The organism is Novosphingobium sp. ERN07 (assembly GCF_012641335.1).
GTDB lineage: Bacteria > Pseudomonadota > Alphaproteobacteria > Sphingomonadales > Sphingomonadaceae > Novosphingobium.
In genome coordinates, this window is record NZ_JABAID010000012.1 from 82,271 (window position 1) to 102,068 (window position 19,798).

22 protein-coding genes are annotated in these 19,798 nt (G+C 64.1%); 10 read left to right on the forward strand and 12 right to left on the reverse strand.

Annotated elements, in window-relative coordinates:
* Positions 1–147: 147 nt before the first annotated feature.
* Together HGI47_RS15500 and HGI47_RS15505 are read left to right on the forward strand one after the other, a co-directional pair.
* On the forward strand, positions 148–966 hold the full coding sequence (locus HGI47_RS15500; RefSeq protein WP_168853671.1) for an SDR family NAD(P)-dependent oxidoreductase: 819 nt from the start codon (positions 148–150) through the stop codon (positions 964–966).
* Positions 963–1,850, forward strand: a complete 888-nt coding sequence (locus HGI47_RS15505) for an alpha/beta fold hydrolase (RefSeq protein ID WP_168853672.1) — start codon at positions 963–965, stop codon at positions 1,848–1,850. Before HGI47_RS15500 ends, HGI47_RS15505 begins: the two co-directional genes overlap by 4 nt.
* A 3-nt stretch (positions 1,851–1,853) precedes the next feature.
* Here HGI47_RS15505 and HGI47_RS15510 read toward each other — a convergent pair whose 3' ends face one another.
* Entirely contained in the window at positions 1,854–2,573 is a 720-nt protein-coding gene (locus HGI47_RS15510; RefSeq protein WP_168853673.1) for an extensin family protein, read from the reverse strand.
* A gap of 31 nt (positions 2,574–2,604) precedes the next feature.
* On the reverse strand, positions 2,605–3,660 hold the full coding sequence (locus HGI47_RS15515) for a DUF2332 domain-containing protein (protein WP_168853674.1): 1,056 nt from the start codon (positions 3,658–3,660) through the stop codon (positions 2,605–2,607).
* Positions 3,661–3,702: 42 nt separating this feature from the next.
* Here HGI47_RS15515 and hisG point away from each other — a divergent pair, with 42 nt between their 5' ends.
* The 3 genes from hisG to nusB are packed head-to-tail and all read left to right on the forward strand — an operon-like array spanning position 3,703 to position 6,106.
* Positions 3,703–4,374 carry an ATP phosphoribosyltransferase gene (gene hisG / locus HGI47_RS15520; protein ID WP_168853675.1) on the forward strand — a complete coding sequence of 224 codons (672 nt, stop codon included), beginning with the start codon at positions 3,703–3,705 and terminating at the stop codon, positions 4,372–4,374.
* Complete coding sequence (gene hisD / locus HGI47_RS15525) at positions 4,374–5,663, forward strand: histidinol dehydrogenase (RefSeq protein WP_168853676.1); 1,290 nt, start codon at positions 4,374–4,376, stop codon at positions 5,661–5,663. Before hisG ends, hisD begins: the two co-directional genes overlap by 1 nt.
* Positions 5,660–6,106 carry a transcription antitermination factor NusB gene (nusB, locus tag HGI47_RS15530; RefSeq protein ID WP_168853677.1) on the forward strand — a complete coding sequence of 149 codons (447 nt, stop codon included), beginning with the start codon at positions 5,660–5,662 and terminating at the stop codon, positions 6,104–6,106. Before hisD ends, nusB begins: the two co-directional genes overlap by 4 nt.
* Positions 6,107–6,309: 203 nt before the next feature.
* Here nusB and fghA read toward each other — a convergent pair whose 3' ends face one another.
* From fghA to copC, 4 genes are all read right to left on the reverse strand, one after another.
* On the reverse strand, positions 6,310–7,158 hold the full coding sequence (fghA, locus tag HGI47_RS15535) for an S-formylglutathione hydrolase (RefSeq protein WP_206066228.1): 849 nt from the start codon (positions 7,156–7,158) through the stop codon (positions 6,310–6,312).
* The gene (locus HGI47_RS15540; protein WP_168853678.1) at positions 7,158–7,529 is read right to left on the reverse strand and encodes a VOC family protein; all 372 of its coding nucleotides are present in this window, start codon (positions 7,527–7,529) and stop codon (positions 7,158–7,160) included. The genes fghA and HGI47_RS15540 overlap by 1 nt, the downstream gene beginning before the upstream one ends.
* Before the next feature lie 96 nt (positions 7,530–7,625).
* Entirely contained in the window at positions 7,626–8,435 is an 810-nt protein-coding gene (locus HGI47_RS23125; protein WP_168853679.1) for a CopD family protein, read from the reverse strand.
* 37 nt (positions 8,436–8,472) lie between these two features.
* Complete coding sequence (gene copC / locus HGI47_RS15550) at positions 8,473–8,844, reverse strand: copper homeostasis periplasmic binding protein CopC (RefSeq protein WP_168853680.1); 372 nt, start codon at positions 8,842–8,844, stop codon at positions 8,473–8,475.
* Between the two features lie 144 nt (positions 8,845–8,988).
* Here copC and HGI47_RS15555 point away from each other — a divergent pair, with 144 nt between their 5' ends.
* Genes HGI47_RS15555 through HGI47_RS15575 form a run of 5 tightly spaced genes read left to right on the forward strand, consistent with a single transcriptional unit; the run spans position 8,989 to position 12,986 of the window.
* Positions 8,989–9,243 carry a hypothetical protein gene (locus HGI47_RS15555; protein ID WP_168853681.1) on the forward strand — a complete coding sequence of 85 codons (255 nt, stop codon included), beginning with the start codon at positions 8,989–8,991 and terminating at the stop codon, positions 9,241–9,243.
* Positions 9,243–9,680 carry a Spy/CpxP family protein refolding chaperone gene (locus tag HGI47_RS15560; protein ID WP_168853682.1) on the forward strand — a complete coding sequence of 146 codons (438 nt, stop codon included), beginning with the start codon at positions 9,243–9,245 and terminating at the stop codon, positions 9,678–9,680. Before HGI47_RS15555 ends, HGI47_RS15560 begins: the two co-directional genes overlap by 1 nt.
* 26 nt (positions 9,681–9,706) lie before the next feature.
* A complete protein-coding gene (locus HGI47_RS15565) occupies positions 9,707–10,270 on the forward strand; it encodes an RNA polymerase sigma factor (protein ID WP_168853683.1) in 564 nt (187 codons plus the stop codon).
* A gap of 26 nt (positions 10,271–10,296) precedes the next feature.
* Positions 10,297–12,066: a copper resistance system multicopper oxidase gene (locus tag HGI47_RS15570; RefSeq protein WP_168853684.1), complete on the forward strand. Its 1,770-nt coding sequence runs from the start codon at positions 10,297–10,299 to the stop codon at positions 12,064–12,066.
* Positions 12,063–12,986 carry a copper resistance protein B gene (locus HGI47_RS15575; protein WP_168853685.1) on the forward strand — a complete coding sequence of 308 codons (924 nt, stop codon included), beginning with the start codon at positions 12,063–12,065 and terminating at the stop codon, positions 12,984–12,986. The genes HGI47_RS15570 and HGI47_RS15575 overlap by 4 nt, the downstream gene beginning before the upstream one ends.
* Before the next feature lie 157 nt (positions 12,987–13,143).
* On the opposite strand, the gene HGI47_RS15580 is transcribed toward HGI47_RS15575, so the two are convergent.
* From HGI47_RS15580 to HGI47_RS15605, 6 genes are all read right to left on the reverse strand, one after another.
* Positions 13,144–14,292, reverse strand: coding sequence for a M20 aminoacylase family protein (locus HGI47_RS15580; protein ID WP_168853686.1), 1,149 nt, complete (start codon positions 14,290–14,292; stop codon positions 13,144–13,146).
* Position 14,293: 1 nt separating this feature from the next.
* Positions 14,294–14,791, reverse strand: a complete 498-nt coding sequence (locus tag HGI47_RS15585; RefSeq protein WP_168853687.1) for an Lrp/AsnC family transcriptional regulator — start codon at positions 14,789–14,791, stop codon at positions 14,294–14,296.
* 22 nt (positions 14,792–14,813) lie between these two features.
* The gene (locus tag HGI47_RS15590; protein WP_240950220.1) at positions 14,814–16,241 is read right to left on the reverse strand and encodes an aspartate aminotransferase family protein; all 1,428 of its coding nucleotides are present in this window, start codon (positions 16,239–16,241) and stop codon (positions 14,814–14,816) included.
* Between the two features lie 128 nt (positions 16,242–16,369).
* Complete coding sequence (locus tag HGI47_RS15595; protein ID WP_168853688.1) at positions 16,370–17,461, reverse strand: tartrate dehydrogenase; 1,092 nt, start codon at positions 17,459–17,461, stop codon at positions 16,370–16,372.
* 14 nt (positions 17,462–17,475) lie between these two features.
* Entirely contained in the window at positions 17,476–18,930 is a 1,455-nt protein-coding gene (locus HGI47_RS15600) for an NAD-dependent succinate-semialdehyde dehydrogenase (protein WP_168853689.1), read from the reverse strand.
* A 2-nt stretch (positions 18,931–18,932) separates the two neighbouring features.
* Positions 18,933–19,790, reverse strand: coding sequence for a GNAT family N-acetyltransferase (locus tag HGI47_RS15605; RefSeq protein WP_168853690.1), 858 nt, complete (start codon positions 19,788–19,790; stop codon positions 18,933–18,935).
* Between the last annotated feature and the right edge of the window lie 8 nt (positions 19,791–19,798).

Genomic DNA, 19,798 nt, shown 5'->3' on the forward strand with positions numbered 1-19,798 from the left:
GGGCAAAGCCTGCCACCTATCGGCATGATTACGATTGTTTTCCTGTAAGGCTGATTTGAAGGAAACTGCCCCTTCCCTCTCCCACCAAACCCTGACACCATGCCCTTTAATGGGTCGATTAAGACTCATCCAACGGAGAACATGGGGATGGCATTTGCAGGGCAGGCGGTGTGGATCACCGGGGCGTCTTCCGGCATTGGCGCGGCAATGGCGCGAGCCTTGGGGAGCCAGGGCGCGCGGCTGATCCTTTCGGGGCGGAACGAAGCAGCGCTGAACGATCTCGCAGCACAATGCCAAGACGCACTGGTCCTGCCGTTCGAGGCGACCGACTACGACGCTGCCGCCCGCGCTGCCGATAGGGCGTGGCAACACTCCGGCGGCATCGACATGCTGGTCAACAACGCCGGCATCTCGCAACGCTCGCTCGCCGTGGATACCGCGTTCGAAGTCTATGACCGCATTGTCGCGGTCGATCTGCTCGCCCCCATCGCACTCACGCAAGCCCTGCTGCCCCGCATGGCAGAGCGCGGGTCCGGGCGCATCGTCATGGTTTCCAGCATTGCGGGCAAAGTCGGCTCGCCCATGCGCACCGCCTATAGCGCGGCGAAGTTCGGCCTGTTCGGCTATGCCGATGCGCTGCGCGCCGAAGTGGCGGGGCTGGGCCTGAAAGTCCACGTCATCGCCCCCGGATCGATCCGCACCAATGTTTCGCGCAATGCTTTGGCTGCCGATGGATCAGCGCGCGGGGTAAGCGACAAGGCCATTGAGAACGGCCTTGATCCCGATGCCGCCGCGCAGACGATGCTCGACGCCATCGCCGCCGACGAGCGCGAAATCATCATCGGCACCGGCATGGAAAAGCAGATCGGAGAACTGCGCCGCACGCCCGATGCCCTGCACGATCAGATGGCTGCCGTCGTCGCCAGCGGCTATGTGAAAAAGATGGAAGAGGGAGCCTCCAAATGACCGACCTGCAACGTGTAACACTCGCCAGCGGCATCGAAATCGATGTGCTGGACACTGGGCCAAAGGACGCTCCCACCCTCATCTTCCTCCACGGTTTCCCCGAAAGCCACCGCACCTGGCGGCACCAGATCGCGCACCTTTCCACCCGCTTCCGCTGCATCGCGCCCGACCAGCGCGGCTATCGCGGATCGTCGAAACCGCAGGACGTCGCCAGCTATACCCCTGACAAGTTGATCGGTGACATCTTCCAACTCGCCGACGCTCTAGGTGTCGGGCAGTTCACCATCCTGGGTCACGACTGGGGCGGTGCCATCGCGTGGGGCGTTGCCCTGCTGGGCCAAGGAACCCGCGTCACCCGCGCGGTCATCGCCAATGCGCCGCACCCCGTCCTCTTCCCCCGCCTGCTCTGGACAGACCGCCAGCAGCGCGAAGCCAGCCAATACATGCGCGCCTTCCGCGATACCGGCAACGATGCGCTGGTGCGCGAACATGGCCTTGGCGCATTGCTGATGAAAGCGCTGAACTGGGAACGTGCGCCCACGATGGAAGAGGAGGAACGCGCCGCCCTTTTCAAGGATTGGTCCAACCCCGATGTCGCCATCGCCATGCTCAACTGGTATCGCGCCAGCCCGATGGCCGTGCCCCCGATGGACGCGCCGTTCGAACTGCCCGCTGGCTATCAAGACGCACGCGTCCCGCCGCTCACCATCCCCACGCTGGTGATCTGGGCAATGGACGACATGGCCCTGCCGCCCTGTAACCTCGACGGAATGGACCAACTGGTCACCCAGCTAACGCTCGAAAAAGTCCCCGATTGCGGCCACTTCGTCCCGTGGGAAGCGCCGGGCAAAGTCAACGCCGCGCTAGACCGCTTTCTGGCCTGAACCTCACCGACACGCTGCCCATCCGCCGGTCCTCCGCGCTTGATCCAGGTGCAGGTGGTCGGCGTGGGCGGCATTGTAATCAGGTGAAAGGACGGTCGAGAAACTGTCGCAAGCCGCATCGCGCGCAGCGCGCAGGAACGCAGCCTTGTCGCCTTTATCCCCCCAATCTTGCAGAACACCGATCCGCCGCCCATCCTCCAGCACAAAAGCGGCAATATCGATGGCGTTGCCAGTCGCATGTTCGCTCCAGTTCCCGGCAGATCCCCCGCCAATCCGCCGGCAACTGTTCGTGCCGAGATGCTCGATCCGCGCCACTTGGCTACCCAGAATCCGCTGCGCCGCCGGTTGCACGCCGTGCCGCAACCAAAGCGCCAGCCCCGCATCCACCGCACACGTCGCCTGCACCCCGCGCGGAGTCAGCGCCACATCGGCCTGCGCCGCGCTTGCCAGCACTTGCCGGTCATCACGCAAACACTGCCCCTCCCCCGCAGGCGGCAAGGCCTCGGCAACGATCAGGCTGCGGTCCAAAAACGCGCGACATTCGGCCCGATCCGCGCGCAGCGCCCTCACTTTCATGCTGGTCGCCCAGCCCGTTGGATCGGTCAATACGAGCGGCGCCCACGGATCGTGTTCCGGGTGGTCCTTCAGCCACACAAATCCCGCTGCTCCTAAAGAAGCCGCACAAAGCAGGCCCACCACGGAGCGGATAACGGATCGGCGCATTCCTGGATAACCGCGCAACCCGCCTTTCGTTTCAGCCGAACCACTCCACCCACGCCCCATGCGCATGGGCGGTGCCAAGCACCACCGGCTCTTCACCGCCCGGCCAGTACCGCACCGTCAGTTCATGGCGGAAGGTCTGGCGGTTCGTCTCCAGCATGACCCACGCCAACCGACGTTGCGCATCGGCCTTTGCCCCCGCCTCGGCCATAGCCGCTTCGATCCGCGCGCGGGTTTCGGGCGGCAGGTATTGCCAGACGATGGAATGGAAAATCACGCGGGTCGTATCGTCTTCCTGCGCCGCCGCCAGCCGCGCGTCCACAAAGTCCGCCGCGTCCATCTGCACCACATCGGGAGCCTTCTCCCCGGCAAGCGCAATAGCCGCATCGATCCGCCCGATCCGCTCCGTCACTTCCGCCCAGACATAGGCCTTCAGCCGCAAGGCCGCCTCGGCATCAGCCAGATTTACCGGCGCCCGGTCGCACCCCTTGATGCCAACAATCTCCACCGCCCCTTCCGGCGGAGGCGACCCACGCCACTCCGGCACGATCCGCATGGGCGATCCTTCCGGCCCCACCTCTGTCCCACCCAGATCAAAGCGAAACCGCTCCATCATCGTGTTCACACCCGCGCTCGCGCCCAGTTCGTTCAGTTCGAACCGTGGCCCCACCCGCTGCGCCAGCCACAACAATGCCGCCATGATCGAGGCAGACCGCCCCGCCTCATTGGTCTGCGGCGGCCCGTCCAGCCACGGCAGCAGCGCCGCGTCATGATCTCGTGTAACGGCCAGAACCAGCGCGTCCACCTCGGCCTGATCGGTCACCTGCCCGCGATAGACCGGTGCCAGCCGGGCATCCGCCCCCTTCAGCACCAAATAGTGAAACCCGCCCGCCAGCCGCAGCGGCAGCGCGTCTTCCAAAGGCTTGCCCGGCCACGCAGCGATTCGCCTCCCGACCTGCGTCGCGCCGTCAAGCAGTGCCAATTGCGCCCGCACCACGCGCCCCGTGCAGGGTGCCCCATTGTTCGTGGCATGGTCTGCCTGCCATTCGATGGCTTTTGCGACCTCATCGATCTCCATGATCGGGTTCATTCGGTTGCCCTTTGCGCTGCTGTGCCATAAGGGCGGCGGGTTATGACAACCGCCGCACCGCTCGTCTTCGCCCTGCCCAAGGGCCGCATTCTTGAAGAGGCCCTGCCTCTGCTCGAGAAAGCCGGTATCGTGCCCGAAGCCGATTTCTTCAACAAGGCCTCGCGCGCCCTCTCCTTCGCCACCAACCGGCCCGATGTAAAGCTCATCCGCGTGCGAGCATTCGATGTGGCGACATTCGTGGCCCACGGTGCGGCGCACGCAGGCGTGGTCGGGTCCGATGTGATCGACGAATTCGACTACGCAGACCTCTACGCGCCGGTCGATCTCAACATCGGCCACTGCCGCCTGTCGGTGGCAGAGCCGGTCACGATGGTCGAAAGCGGGGCCAACGCGCGCGAAAGCCATGCCCGCGTTGCCACCAAATACCCCAACCTCACCCGCCGCCACTTCGAAAAGCTGGGCGTGCAGGCAGAGGTGGTGAAGCTGAATGGCGCGATGGAACTCGCGCCCTCGCTGGGTCTTGCCAGTCGCATCGTCGATCTCGTCTCCACCGGCCGCACGCTGAAGGAGAACGGCCTTGTGGAAACGAGCCAGATCCTGCCGGTTTCGGCCCGCCTGATCGTCAATCGCGCCGCCTTAAAGACCGACAGCGCCCGCCTCGGCGCGCTGGTCGACGCTTTCCGCGCGCTCGCTACAGAAAGGCAGGCCGCCTGATGCTTCGCCTCAAATCCAGCGATCCCGATTTCGCGCGCGCTTTTGCCCGTCTGGTAAAGGACCGCCGCGAAAGCGACGAGAACGTCGCGCGCGACGTACAGACCATCATCGAAGACGTGCGCCTGCGCGGTGATGAGGCTCTGGCGGAATATACCGCCAAGTTCGATGGCCACGCGCCAGTCGAAGACGCATGGCGCATCAGCCCGGAGGCCTGCCGCGAAGCCTTCGACGCGCTCCAGCCAGACCTTCGCGCCGCGCTGGAACTCGCCGCCCAGCGCATCCGCGAATATCACGCCGCGCAACTGCCCGAAGATCGTGACTACACCGACGCCAGCGGAATGCGCCTCGGCGCGCGCTGGCGCGCAGTCGATGGCGCGGGGCTGTACGTGCCCGGTGGCCGCGCCGCCTACCCCTCATCGCTGCTGATGAACGCCATCCCGGCCAAAGTCGCGGGCGTCGAACGCCTCGTCGTCGTCACCCCCACGCCAAAGGGTGAGGCAAACCCGCTGGTCCTCGCCGCCGCGCATCTTGCCGGCGCTGACGAAGTGTGGCGCGTCGGCGGTGCACAGGCCGTAGCAGCGCTTGCCTATGGCACAAAGCGGATCAAACCGGTCGACGTGATCACCGGCCCCGGCAACGCATGGGTAGCCGAAGCCAAGCGACAGCTTTTCGGCGTGGTCGGCATCGATATGGTCGCCGGGCCGTCCGAAATCCTCGTGATTGCCGACAGGAACAACGATCCGCAGTGGATCGCCGCCGATCTGCTCAGCCAGGCCGAACACGATCCCGTCGCGCAGTCTATCCTGATTACCGACGATGCGGCCTTTGCCGATATGGTTGCGGATATGGTCGGCGTCGAAATCGCCATGCTGCCCACGGCCAAGGTCGCCAAGGCAAGCTGGGACAATCACGGCGTAATCATCGTCGTCGATTCGCTGGATGAAGCACCCGCGCTCGCCAATGCGCTCGCCGCCGAACACGTCGAAATCGCCACCGACGATCCGCAAGTCCTGTTCGACCGCATCCGCCACGCCGGATCGGTCTTCCTCGGCCGGATGACTCCCGAAGCCGTTGGCGATTACGTCGCCGGCCCAAACCACGTCCTGCCCACCGGGCGCCGCGCGCGCTTCTCGTCGGGCCTCTCCGTTCTGGATTTCATGAAACGCACCAGCTTCATCGCGGCTTCCGACGCGGCGCTTGCCGCCGTCGGCCCTGCCGCCATCGCCCTTGCCGAGGCGGAAGGCCTTGCCGCCCACGCCCGCTCCATCGAACTGAGGCTCGGCATATGACCCAGATTTCAGGCAAGGCCCGCGCCGCCTCGCGCCTCGCTGCCGTGCAGGCGCTCTACCAGATCGACATGGAGCAAACCCAGTTGCATCTGCTGCTGGACGAGTTCCACCAGCACCGTCTGGGCGCAGAGATCGAGGACGTCGAATACATGAAGGCCGACGTGCCTTTCTTCGACGATCTGGTCAAAGGCACGGACGCCCGCCGCAACGAGATAGACCTTCTGCTCTCGGCCAAGCTGGCCAAAGGCTGGTCGCTTGCGCGGCTCGACAAGACCATGCTGCAAATCCTGCGCGCCGGTTCCTACGAACTGCTCGCCCGCAAGGACGTGCCCGTCGCCACCGTCATCACCGAATATGTAGATGTCGCGCACGCCTTTTTCGAAGAGCGCGAGGCGAAGTTCGTCAACGGCGTGCTGGATGCGGTGTCGAAGGACGTGCGGTAAGCATAGAAAAATCCTCCCTGTTTTCGCGAAGCGCAAACGAGGAAGTGGCATTCGCACCAGCGAATGACGGAGCGGCCTATTACCTCTCACATTCGTCACCCCCGCGCAGGCGGGGGGCCAGCGTACAAGAAAGTCGCCGCAATGCGACGGCCTTCATCTCACTGGATTCCCGCCTGCGCGGGAATGACGAAGTTGTTCAGAACCTACAACCGCTCCGCGTGCCAGCGGATATGGTCATCCATGAAGGTCGAGATGAAATTGTAGCTGTGGTCATAGCCCGGCTGTAACCGCAGCGTCAGGTCCACACCCGCCGCCTTGCACACCGCATCCAGCAGTTCTGGCCGAAGCTGTTCGGCAAGGAACCCGTCCGCCTCGCCCTGATCCACCAGCACAGCGCCTGCGGGCCGCTTGCCATCCTCGATCAGCGCCACAGCATCATGCTTGCGCCATGCTGCCCGGTCATCACCCAGATATCCGCCCAGCGCCTTGTGACCCCACGGCACCTGCCCCGGCGCCACGATCGGCGCAAAGGCGGACAGTGACTTGAACTTATCTGGATAGGTCAGCCCCAGCGTCAGCGCTCCGTGCCCGCCCATCGAATGGCCGGTGATGCCCATGCGATCCAGATCGACCGGGAAGTTCGCCCCCAGCAGCGCGGGCAGTTCTTCGGCGATATAGTCCCACATGCGGTAATGCTGCGCGAAGGGTTCCTGCGTGGCGTTCACATAAAAGCCCGCGCCCAGCCCGAAATCATAGGCCGCATCCGCATCATCGGCCACGCCTTCACCGCGCGGGCTTGTGTCCGGCGCAACAAAAACGATGCCGAGGTCAGTGCAGGCCTTCCGATATTCGCCCTTGTCGGTCACGTTGGCGTGGGTGCAGGTGAGGCCCGAAAGGTAGACCAGCACCGGCAGCTTCGCACCCGCTTCCGCCGCCTGAGGGGGCAGGAAAACCGAAAAGGTCATTCCTGTCCCGGTCGACGTGGACTCGTGCTTGTAGACACCCAGCGTGCCGCGGTGCGCTTTCGAAGTCGAAACCGTTTCCAGTGTCATCAGGCGATAATGTCCAATGCGCACAGCTTGTTGCCCGCAGGATCGCGCAGATAGGCGAGGTAGTAGGGCGAACCTTCACGCGGTCCCGGCGGATCTTCGCACGCCGTGCCGCCAGCAGCCACGCCAGCTTCGTACCAGGCATCTGCCTGTTCGGGCTTCATGCGGAAACCGATGGTGCCGCCATTCGCACCGCAGGCAGGATCGCCATTGATCGGCTTGGTCACGATGAACATCCCGCCATTGTGCTGATAGATCAGCCGCCCTTTGGGATCGGTAATCGCTTCCGGCCCGCCAAAAGCCTTGAACGTGGCGTCGTAAAACGTCTTGGCAGCGTCGATATCGTCGGCGCCCACCATCACATGGCTGAACATTCGCACTCTCCCATACGGATTGCATTGGCAAGAGAGCTAAGCGAATGCCGTGGTGGGTCAAGCGTCCATGCGGGAATTCTTTGTTGCCAATTGGCCTCAAGCTGCGGGATCGAGCACGCCGAGTATGGCGACCACGGCCACTACCCCCACTCCCGCTGCAAGCTCCAGCAACAAGGAACGCCGCAGGCGCGCTTCCGCCCCTGGCTCGCCACGCACCAGCCCAGGCACGATGCGCCAGCGATTGCCCGCCGCCAGCGCCAGCATCAGGCCGAAAAGCGCGATCTTCACCGCCAGCAACAGCGTCCAACCACTCTGCCAGACCGGCGGCAATCCGGCGATGGCCAACGTGTTGACCGCACCGGTCAGCACCAGCACCGCCACCACCACGCTACCGGTCCGTGCAAAGCGCGCTAGCGCTTCAACATCTGCCTTGCCGAACAGCGCATCAGCCAAAAACGCAACAAGCGCCCCGATCCACAGCGCCGCCGCGATCAGGTGCAGCCCATCGGCCCAACGGTGCAGTGCCCATTCGCTCGCCCCGGCATGGCCGGTCAGCGCCATCGAGCAGAGCGCCACCGCGCCTGCCAGCGCCATCACCGGCGCGCGCAGCACTTTCAGCGGCACGATTGCGGCAATGATCACACTGGCCAACGCAGTCAGTCGCCATTCCATGACGGCACCCAGCGGCGTTGCGGCCAGCACGGCCTCGGCGGTCGACTGATCGAGTTCGGCCAGCGGCACCCCGGCCATCGCGGCAACGCTTTCCAGCGCCCACCAGACAGAAGCTGCCCCGGCCATCAGCGCCAGTACGCCAAGCGCCCCCCGCATCCGGCCAGAAAGCGCACGCCCGGCAGCCAGCGCCTGCAACGGCAGCCCGGCCACAAGCAGCAGCGCAATATACGCCACCGCTCGCGCCGCGATGAGTGCCCCCGTTTCCAAAGGCTTAGCGGACGGTAAAGGCGTACTGCCCTTCGATGCGGTGCTGGTCACCCGCCACCGCGTGCCACTTCAGGTTATAGGTTCCGGCAGGCAGGGCGCGCGGCAGTTTCACGGTCAGAACCTTGCCCTTGGTTTCGCTCTTGAAGCCCTTGATCGGCATCGGTGCGTGGTTGGCCATGCCGGGCATTCCGGTCATCACCAGCTCAATGCCCGAAAGCGGCCCGACCAGATCTTCGGAAAAGGTCAGCGACAGCGTGGTGGGCTTGGCCACTGCGGTGTTGGCCGCCGGGGTCGAGGACACCAGCTTGGGATGGGCAAAGGCCGTGCCGGGCAGTGCGAGCAGGAGCGGAGCGGCAAGAAGGGCGAGACGGCGCATGGGAAAAGTCCTTTCGGCTTGGGATCTTGACGGGTTTACGCAAGGCGCAGGCCGATCCCTCAACCTGCAGCGAAATTTTATCTTGAGGGATTTGCCCAAGCCGCGCGTAATAGAACTGCCTGCAACAAGGGAACCCAGTCCGCGATGGCAGACATCGACGATCTTCTCGGCGCGCTTGCCGCCAAAGCCCCCCCGGCTTTCTCGACGCTGGAAAGCGACGTTTTCCAAGGCCTTGCCCGGCAGCGTGAACAAGCCACAGCGCGGCGCGGCATGGTGCTGGCGCTGGGCGTGGCGGCGATGGTGGGCATTGTGGGGGCCATCGCCCCCGCCGCTCCGGCTCAGGCAGAACCGCTGTTCGGCGTGCCGCAATCGGCACCATCGCACCTGCTGGCAGATTGATGGCCCCCGCTCTGCGCCATATCCTCGTCGCGGTTCTTTCCGCCGCCGTGGCTCTTGCTGCCAGCCACTTTGCGCGAGGGCTTGTGCCCGCCCGGCATGGCAGCGAATTGCACCAGTTGATGCATGACCGGCTCGATCTGACAGCGGAACAGCAGACCAGGATCGACCAGTTGGAGAAGGACTTTTCCAACCGACGCAAGGCACTCGACGCGCAGCTTCGGGCATCCAACATCGCGCTGGCGCAGGCGATTGAGGCCGAGCAGCAGATCGGCCCGAAAGTGGGCGCAGCGGTCGATGCTTCGCATATGGCGATGGGGGAATTGCAGAAAGCAACACTGGCGCACGTCTTTGCCATGCGCAGCGTGCTAACCCCTTCGCAACAGGCAATTTTCGACCAGGAAATCGCGCGTGCGCTGACAAGTCCGAACAACACCTAGATGCACCTAACAGCACCTAGACGCACATGACCGACCCCAAGGCGCCCGCAACAGACCGCGAACTGGTCCTGCGCGCGCTTGGGCAGCACCAGCCCTCTTTCCGCGAATTGATGGCGCGCCATCGCGAGGCGGTTTACCGCGTCGCCCGCCATCACACCGGCGATGAGGGTGAGGCGATGGACGTGACCCAGGAAGCGTTCATCTCCGCCTTCGCTTCGCTGAACAGGTTCGATCCCGACCGCCCGTTTCGCGCGTGGCTGCTGCGCATCGTCATCAACAAATGTCGCGATTGGGCACGTCGCCGCGCGGTGCGCCGCCTGTTCCGCATGGCCAAGCCGCTCGACGATGCCGTCCACATCGCAGACGAAGGGCAAGACCCTGAATCCGCAGCCATTTCTGCGCGCGAACTGGCGCGGATTTCCGCCGCCGTCTCCGCCCTTCCCGCCAACCTCAAAGACCCGCTGATCCTGTGCCGTCTTGAAGGGATGAGCATGGCGGAAGCAGGCCAAGTTCTTGGCATTTCGGAGAAAGCCGTCGAAACGCGCATATACCGCGCACGGCAGAAATTGTCGGAAATTCTTGAGGGATAGCGCCGTTTGCTGCGTATCAGCAGGCAATGGACAAGACGCTTCTCCTCAATCGCCGCCGCCTCCTTGCCGGAGCAGGCTCGCTCGCTGCAACGCCGCTTTTTCCCGCATGGGCGCAATCTGGTCACGGTGGCCATGCGCGCCATGCCGGAGCTATGGCGGGTCGCAATTCGGGCGGCACTTTATCGGGCGATAACATTGCCTTGAGCATTGGCGCGGCGAAGTTCGCCGTGGGTGACCGCTCAGCCGCCGCGGTGGCCGTCAACGGTTCCATCCCCGCCCCGCTGATCCGCCTGCGCGAAGGCCAGCGGGTGCGGATCGCGGTGACCAACACCTTGAAAGAACAGAGTTCCATCCACTGGCACGGATTGCTCGTGCCGTTCCAGATGGACGGCGTGCCCGGCCTGTCCTTCCCCGGCATCGATCCGGGCGAGACGTTCATTTATGAATTCCCAATCCTCCATTCCGGCACGTTCTGGTATCATTCGCATTCGGGAATGCAGGAGGCCGTCGGGCTTTACGGCCCCATCGTGATCGACCCGGCAGAGCCTGATGCCGCCGCCCCGTTCGACCGCGAATATGTGCTGATGCTGGCTGACTGGAGCCCGGTCGATCCGCACAAACAACTCAGCAATCTCAAGACGATGGGCGGCTATTACAACTGGCAGCGGCAGACCGTGGGCGGGCTGCTGAAAGGCAAGGATCAAAGCCTCAAGGACCGCCTCGAATGGGCGAAGATGCGCATGGATGCGACCGATATTTCGGACGTGACCGGCGCGACATATTCCTATGTCATCAACGGGCATGATTCCGCCGCCAATTGGACCGCGCTGTTCCGCCCCGGCGAGCGGGTAAAGTTGCGGATCATCAATTCCTCGTCGATGACCAACTTCAACGTCCGCATTCCCGGCTTGCCGATGACGGTGGTGGCCGCCGACGGTTGCGATGTGCAGCCGGTGGAGACCGACGAATTCCAGATCGGCATTGCCGAGACCTATGACGTGATCGTGCAACCCGCTGAAAACGCCGCATTTGGCATCATCGCGGAAGCTATCGACCGTTCGGGCATGGTGCGCGCAACGCTTGCCCCGCAAATCGGCATGGCAGGCGCCATCCCGCCGCGCCGGGCACGTCCGATTCTGACCATGCGCGACATGGGCATGGACATGAGCGGGATGGATATGGGCACCGGCGGCGAGATCGATCTGTCCCAGCCCGCGAACGAAAGCATGGAGGGCCACTCCATGAAAATGCGCGACCTTTCGCTGGCCCCCGGCGTCAAGCCGGGACCGGGCGTGGCGACGATATCGCCGATGCCGGCAGACCGCCTGGCCGACAGGCCGACAGGCCTTGAGGACGTGGACCACCGCGTGCTGACTTATGCCGACCTGCGTTCGCGCAAACCCAATCCCGATCCGCGCACGCCCAGCCGCCAGATCGACGTGAACCTGACCGCCAACATGGAACGCTACATGTGGTCCATCGATGGCGAGACGATTTCCGGCGGCGCGCAGCCGATCCCGTTCCGCACCGGGGAGCGGGTGCGGGTGAACCTGATCAACCACACGATGATGCCGCACCCCATCCACCTGCACGGCCACTTCTTCGAACTGGTGACGGGCGAGCCGGGCAACCGGCCGCGCAAGCATACGGTGAATGTCCTGCCCGGCGGCAAGGCCAGTTTCGATCTGACGGCGGATGCGGAAGGAGACTGGGCATTTCATTGCCACATGCTGCTGCACATGCACGCCGGGATGATGCGCGTGGTGACTGTTCGCGCGGCGGGAGATGCGGCATGAAGGCGGTGTTTTTCGCCGGAGCGGCGCTGCTGATGTCCGCGCCTGCACTGGCGCAGGAAGCCGATCCGCACGCCGGGCACGACATGGGCCAGATGGACCATTCGGCACAGCAGATGCCGCAGGCCGAGAGCGCAGACCTTCATGCCGGGCACGCGATGCCGGCCACCGTGTCGGACAGCGAAGTCGGCAACGCTCCCCCGCCGCCGGTGCCGACCGACCATCCCGCCGACCAGTTCTGGGACAAGCAGCGCATGGCGCAGGCCCGCGCCGATCTGGCCAAGGAAGGCGCGTTCTTCGGCAACGCCTTGATTGCCGACCGGCTGGAATACCGCCCGCGCAATGGCAAGGATGGCTATGCATGGCAGATCATGGGCTGGGTGGGCGGCGATATCGACCGGCTTTCGTTTGAAACCGAGGGCGAAGGCGCATTTGGCGAATCCCTGGAAACCGGCGAAGTGCGCGCAGCATGGCGGCGGGCCATCGATCCGTGGTGGAATTTCGAACTGGGCGCGCGGCAGGATTTTGGGGCTGGGCCGGACCGCACCTATGGCGTGATCGGTATCGAAGGGCTTGCCCCCTATTGGTTCGAAGTGGGCGCGCACGCTTTCGTTTCAACCAAGGGTGACGTGCATTTCCGGCTTGAGGCCGAACACGACATGCGGCTGAGCCAGCGGCTGATCTTGCAACCTTCGGTGGAGATCGACGCGGCAGCACAGGACGTGCCCGAACTGGGCATTGGCGCAGGGTTCGAGAAGGTCGAACTGGGCGCGCGGGTGCGGTATGAATTCGCGCGGGAATTTGCGCCCTATGTGGGCGTCCACTGGGAACGCAAGCTGGGCGAAACGGCACGACTGGCACGTGCGGATGGGGAGCAGGCTTCGCAGGTTAGCGCGGTGGTTGGAGTGCGGATGTGGTTTTGAGGAACTGCTGATCCTCCCTGTTTTTGCGAATGCACAAACGGGGAGGTGGCAGTCGCCGCAGATGACTGACGGAGGGGTTCTGGCTTTTACCCCTCCACCACCAGCTTCGCTGGCGGTCCCCCTCCCCATTTGTCCTGCGGAAAAATGGGGAGGAATTTTAAGTTAGCCAATGTCGAGCCAGCGCAACGTGCAGGCGCACGCCGGTTTCCATCACCGTATCGTTGAAATCGTAGTGCGGGTTGTGGAGCGGGGCCGCGTGGTCTGCGGTGCCTTGGCCAAGCCAGATATAGGCGCCGGAGCGCTGTTGCAGCATGAACGAGAAGTCTTCGGATGTGGGCGCGGGTTCGGGGGCGAGTTCGGCTTTTCCAACCGTGGCGGCCACTTCCAGCGCGTCCGCAGCAGCTAGCGGATCGTTGATCGTGGCGGGATAATAGCGGTCATAGTCCAGCGTGCATTGCACTTCAAAGCTGGCTTCGATGCCTTTCAGCATGGCGCGCATACGCTCTTCGATGCGGTCCTGAACCGCCGGGTCGAAAGTGCGGACGGTGCCGCCGACCATGACCTCTGCCGGGATCACGTTGTGCGCGTGGCCGCCGTGGATTTCAGTGATCGAAAGAACTGCCGCTGCATAAGGCGGCACCGCGCGCGATACGATGGTGTTCAATTGCTGGACCAGCGATGCAGCGGCGAGGATGGCGTCGGGGCTGTCCTGCGGGATGGCAGCGTGGCCGCCCTTGCCGGTGACGGTAATGCGGAACTTGTCTGCCGCGCCCATGATCGCGCCGGGGCGGGTGCTGATCGTGCCTGCAGGCAGGCCGGGCCAGTTGTGCAGGGCATAGACGCGATCACAGGGGAAGCGGTCGAACAGGCCTTCCTCGATCATCACGCGCGCGCCGCCCTGCCCTTCTTCGGCGGGCTGGAAGATGAAGTTCACGGTCCCGGCAAAATCGAGGTCCGCCGACAGCACCCGCGCCGCGCCCAGCAGCATGGCCACATGGCCATCGTGACCGCAGCCGTGGAAAGTGCCGGGGGTCTTGCTGGCCCAGGGCAGGTTTGTCTGTTCGTGAATCGGCAGCGCGTCCATATCGGCGCGCAGACCCACGCTGCGGGTGCCTTCCCGCCTGCCTTTCAGCACGCCGACAAGGCCAGTGGTGCCGATGCCTTCGTGAACCTCGATCCCCAGCGCGCGCAGTTCTTCGGCAATCCGTGCCGCCGTGCGGTGTTCGCAAAAGCCGAGTTCGGGGTGCGCGTGGATATCGCGGCGCAGCGCGACGAGATCGGGCAACAGGTCTGCAATATCGGTCATGTCAGGTGTGGGTCTGGCCGAAGAGGTTCTGGATCGGGAAATGATGCTTGATGAACGGCGATTTGATCACGACGTAGGAGAAGTATTTCTCGATGCCGTAATCGCTTTCCAGCATCCCTTCGATGATCGACTGGTAGTGCGAAACGCCGCGCGCCACGAATTTCAGCAGGTAATCGTAACCACCTGAAACAAGGTGGCATTCCACGATCTCGTCGATCTTCACGATGCGGCTTTCGAAGCGGGAAAAATCCCCCCGGCGATGTTCGCTGAGCGTGACTTCGGTGAAGACCGTGAGGAATTCGCCCAGCTTGTTGAGGTTGATATGCGCGCCATAGCCGGTGATGTAGCCCGCCTTTTCCAGCCGCTTTACCCGCGTCAGACAGGGGCTGGGTGAAAGGCCGACCGCATCGGCCAGTTCCACGTTGGTGATCCGCCCCTCCTGCTGGAGCTTGGCGAGGATCTTGAGGTCAATCCTGTCGAGCTTGGGTCCGGGCAGCATGGCGTTTGTTCCCCCGTCAGTATCAGGCGACGCCAGCCGCAAGGGCCGCGCGAATGTCAGGCTGTTCGAGCAACTGGTCGAGCGAACGTTCCACCCGATCGAAGATCATGTCCATCTCCTCCAGCGTGCAGCACAGCGCGGGCGCGAAGCCCAGCACGGCGTTGGCAAAGCAGCGGACGATGACGCCGTTGCCATAAGTCAGCTTCGAAAGCCTGCCGCCGATATCAAGCGCCGGATCGAACACGGCCTTCGTCGCCTTGTTGGGCGTGAGTTCGATGGCACCGAGAAGCCCGCGATAGCGCACATCGCCCACCAGCGGATGCGCCTTGATGCGTTCCATGTGCTGGGCGAACCGTTCCCCGGTCTTGCGGCCATTTTCCAGCAGACCGCCTTCGCGGTAGAGCCGCAGCACTTCCAGCGCCACGGCGGCGGCAACGGGGTGGCCGGAATAGGTCTGGCCGTGGCCGATAGGCAGTGCGGGCGATGCGCCATCGGCGATGGTCTGATAAACGTGATCGGCCATGAACATCGCGCCCATCGGAATGTATCCGGCGGTCAGGCCCTTGGCCGTCGTCATGAAATCGGGCGAAACGCCTTCGTCCTCGCAGGCGAAAAGCGGGCCGGTGCGGCCAAAGCCGGTGATCACTTCATCCACCAGCATCAGAATGCCAAGGCGGGTGCAGGCTTCGCGCAGCGCTTTCAGCCAGCCGCGCGGCGGCACGATCACCCCGCCCGACCCCTGGATCGGCTCGCAGCAGAACGCTGCCACGTTGTCCGCGCCCAGTTCCGCCACTTTCGCTTCCAGCGCGGCGACGGTGGAGGCGATCACCGCCGCGTCGTTATCGCCTTCGGGGTGGCGATAGGGATAGGGCGAGGCGATGTGGTGCTGCCACGGACGCGGCAGATCGAAATTTCGGTGGAAATTGCCCAGCGCGGTAAGGCCAGCGCCAAGGCTGCTCGATCCGTGATAGCCCCATTCCAGCGCGATGAAGTGCTTCTTGTCGGGCTTTCCGGCAGCGTTCCAGTAGTGAACGATATAACGGATGGCGCTGTCCACCGCATCAGACCCGCCCTGCGTGAAGAACACGTGATCAAGGCCATCGGGCGCGGCGGCGGTCAACTCTCCGGCAAGGCGGATGGCCGGTTCGCTGGCGAAGTGGAAATAGCCGGTGGCATAGGGCAGGCGGCGCATCTGCTCTGCCGCCACTTCAACGATGCAATCCTGCCCATAGCCGACGTTGACGCACCACAGGCCCGCAAAGGCATCGAGCACGCGATTGCCTTCGGCATCGGTCAGCCACATGCCCTTGCCCGATTCCAGCACGATCGCGCCGTGCTGTTCGTGCCCACGGAACGAGGTGACCGAGTGGATCAGGTGATCGCGGTCGATATCGACCAGCGAGCGGTTGGTCAGCGCAGGTGAAAGGGCGTTCATCGCAGGCTCGTCCATTGGTGTATCAATGAAGCGAGCCTAGGCCGGCGGCAAGAGCGGGTTTGGCCGAATGTGGGGGACGAAGGGTGGTTGGGCCGCATTCAGGCCGGTGGGCGCAGCATATTATGCCGCGCCCTTTTTGATCATCAGCCCAGCGCCTCGGCAATGGCCTTGCCGCAAGCATCGGTGCTGGCCGCGCCTTTCAGATCGCGCGTGCGGGCAGATGGCGTGGCGAGAACCTGTTCCACCGCGCGCATGATGGCGGCGGCAGCTTCTGCTTCGCCCAGATGTTCGAGCATCATCGCGGCGGACCATATCTGGCCGACCGGGTTGGCGATGTTCTGCCCGGCGATATCGGGGGCGGAACCGTGGACCGGTTCGAACAGCGAAGGGTGCGTGCCTTCGGGGTTGATATTGCCCGATGGCGCAACGCCGATGGTGCCGGTGCAGGCCGGGCCAAGATCGGAAAGGATATCGCCGAACAGGTTCGATCCGACCACCACATCGAAGCGATCCGGGTTCAGCACGAACTGCGCGGTCAGGATATCGATGTGATACTTGTCGTGGGTCACGTCGGGATATTCTGCGCCGATGGCTTCGACGCGCTGGTCCCAATAGGGCATCGTGATGGCGATGCCGTTCGACTTGGTGGCGCTGGTCAGGTGCTTCCGCTCGCGCTTCTGCGCAAGGTCGAAGGCATAGCGCAGCACGCGGTCCACGCCCACGCGCGTCATCACCGTTTCCTGAATCACCACTTCGCGGTCGGTATTGGGGAACATGATGCCGCCAACAGAGGAATATTCACCCTCGGTATTCTCACGCACCACCCAGAAATCGATATCGCCAGGTTCCCGGCCCACCAGCGGGCATGGCACGCCCGGCATCAGGCGGACGGGGCGCAAGTTCACGTACTGATCGTATTCGCGGCGGAATTGCAGCAGAGAACCCCACAGCGAGATGTGATCGGGCACCGTATCGGGCCAGCCCACCGCGCCGAAGAAGATCGCATCGGGGCGGCCGATCTCTTCCTTCCAGTTGTCCGGCATCATCTTGCCGTGGCGCGCATAGTAATCGCAACAGGCGAAATCGTGCCACTTCTGCTCGATCTCGAAGCCATAGAGTGCGGCGGCCTTTTCCAGCACGCGCATCCCTTCGGGCATGACTTCCTTGCCGATGCCGTCGCCGGGGATGACCGCGATGGTGTGCTTGCGGGTGTTGCCCAAAGTGTTGCTGCTCATCTGTGCCCCCAACGTCAGATCTTCAGGCCGCCGATGTGGAAGGCCTTGGTTTCCAGATATTCCTCGATGCCCAGCGTCCCGCCTTCGCGGCCAAGGCCCGATTGCTTGATCCCGCCGAACGGGGCCATTTCCATCGCGATGGACCCGGTGTTGAGCGCGATCATGCCCGCCTCCAGCGCCTCCGCCACGCGAAACGCGCGGTCGAGGCCGGATGTGTAGAAGTAGCTGGCAAGGCCATAAGGCGTATCGTTGGCCAGCGCCAAAGCCTCATCCTCCGTCTCGAACCGGAACAGCGGGGCGACCGGACCGAAGGTTTCCTCCGAAGCGAGGCGCATGTCTGCATTGGCTTCACCGATCACCAGCGGACGCAGGAAATTGTCGCCTTCGCGGCCCTTGCCGGAGAACAGCACTTTGCCGCCCCGCGCAATCGCATCCTCGACATGGGCCGAAACTTTATCGACCGCCGCCCGGTTGATGAGCGGGCCGGTGGTGGCATCGGCGTCCATGCCATTGCCCACATTGAGCGCCGAGACAGCCGCGCCCAGCCGCGCGGCAAATTCGTCATAGACCGGCGCGTGCACGAGGATGCGGTTGGCGCAGACGCAGGTCTGGCCAGCGTTACGGAACTTCGATGCCATCGCCGCCTTCACCGCCAGATCAAGGTCGGCATCGTCGAACACGATCAGCGGCGCATTGCCGCCAAGTTCAAGGCTGAGGCGTTTGATCGTATCCGCGCTCTGCCGCATCAGCAGCGCACCCACGCGGGTAGAGCCGGTGAACGAGAGCTTGCGCACCACCGGACTGGCGGTGATCGCCGCGCCGATGGCCTGCGGCATCCCGGTGAGCAGATTTATCGTGCCCTTGGGGAAGCCTGCGCGCATCGCCAGTTCGACCAGCGCCAGCGCTGTGAACGGCGTCATTTCCGAAGGCTTGATCACCACGGGGCACCCCGCGGCCAGCGCGGGCGCGCATTTGCGGGTGATCATTGCGGCGGGGAAGTTCCACGGCGTGATCGCGGCGGAAACGCCGACCGGTTCGGTCATCACGATGATGCGGCGGTCCCGCTCTGGCGATGGCACGTTGCGCCCACCCACACGGCGGCCTTCTTCGGCAAACCATTTGATGAACGTGGCGGCATAGCGCACTTCGCCCTGCGCCTCAGCCAGTGGCTTGCCCTGTTCGGCGGTCATGATCCGGGCAAGATCATCGAGATTGGCCAGCACCAGCGCGTGCCATGCTTCGAGCAGCGCAGCGCGTTCGTTCGCGGTCCGGCGACGCCATTCGGGCCATGCGGCTTGCGCAGCAGCAATCGCTGCGTCGGCTTCCTCTGCGCCGCAATCAGGCACGGTACCGATCACATTGCCCGTGGCAGGATTGGTAACGTCCAGCGTGGGCAAAGTGCCCGCGATCCATGCACCGTCAATCAGCGCGGCCTGCCGCAGCAGGGTGGGGTCATTCAGGTTCAGCATGTTCACCCCAGTGCCTGTGCTGCAATGGCAAAGACTTGCGCCGCATCGCCCGGCACCGGCGCAGCGCCATGCGCCATCATCGTCACGCGGCCCACTTCGGGCAGCCCCAGCTCTTCCAGCCAAGGGCCAAGGCCGCTGCTTTCGGGAATGTCGATGCGGCAGAAGCTGCCCGATTGCGTGCCCAACCAATGCGCGATCAGCGCCTGCGCGCCGGTCAGATCGGGCGCGACGACTGGCGCTATGGCCCAGCCGCGCCCGAAGCGGCGCAGCACGGCAAAGCCGGTCTGTTCATGTTCGCGGCACAGCACCACCGTTTGCCCCTCGGCCTGAAAGGCATCGAGCACTGCCTTGCGATCCATGCCGGCAGCCGCCGCATAAAGCGCTTCCAATGCAGCACCATCGGCGGCCCCCATCGGGCGCACGCGCTCCCCGGGCCGGAGCTGGACCAGCGGTTGCGCGGGCGCGATGGCCTGATGCTGGCACACCGTGCCGAGCTCAACGAAGCCCAGCTTGCGATAGAGCGGCAGGCCTTCCTCGGTGGCATTCAGGATCACTGTGCGGCCCTGCAACCGGTCGAGCATCGCATCCATCAGCCTGCGCCCAAGGCCACGGCCCTGCATCGCCTTGCTCACGATCACCATGCCCAGCGTGGCGAAGCTCTCCCCAAAGCGCCAGCCCATGATCGTGCCGACAACCTTGCCGTCTACCTCGGCCACCACGCCTTCGCCGATGGACAGGAACAGCGCCAAGTCCTCTTCGCGGTGCGGCCACTGCTGTTCGAAGCAGAGTTCGGCGGCGGCATGAATATCCTCGCCGGTCATGTCGCGCATGACGATCTGCGCCGCGTCCTGAACTGCCATCGGTTGCT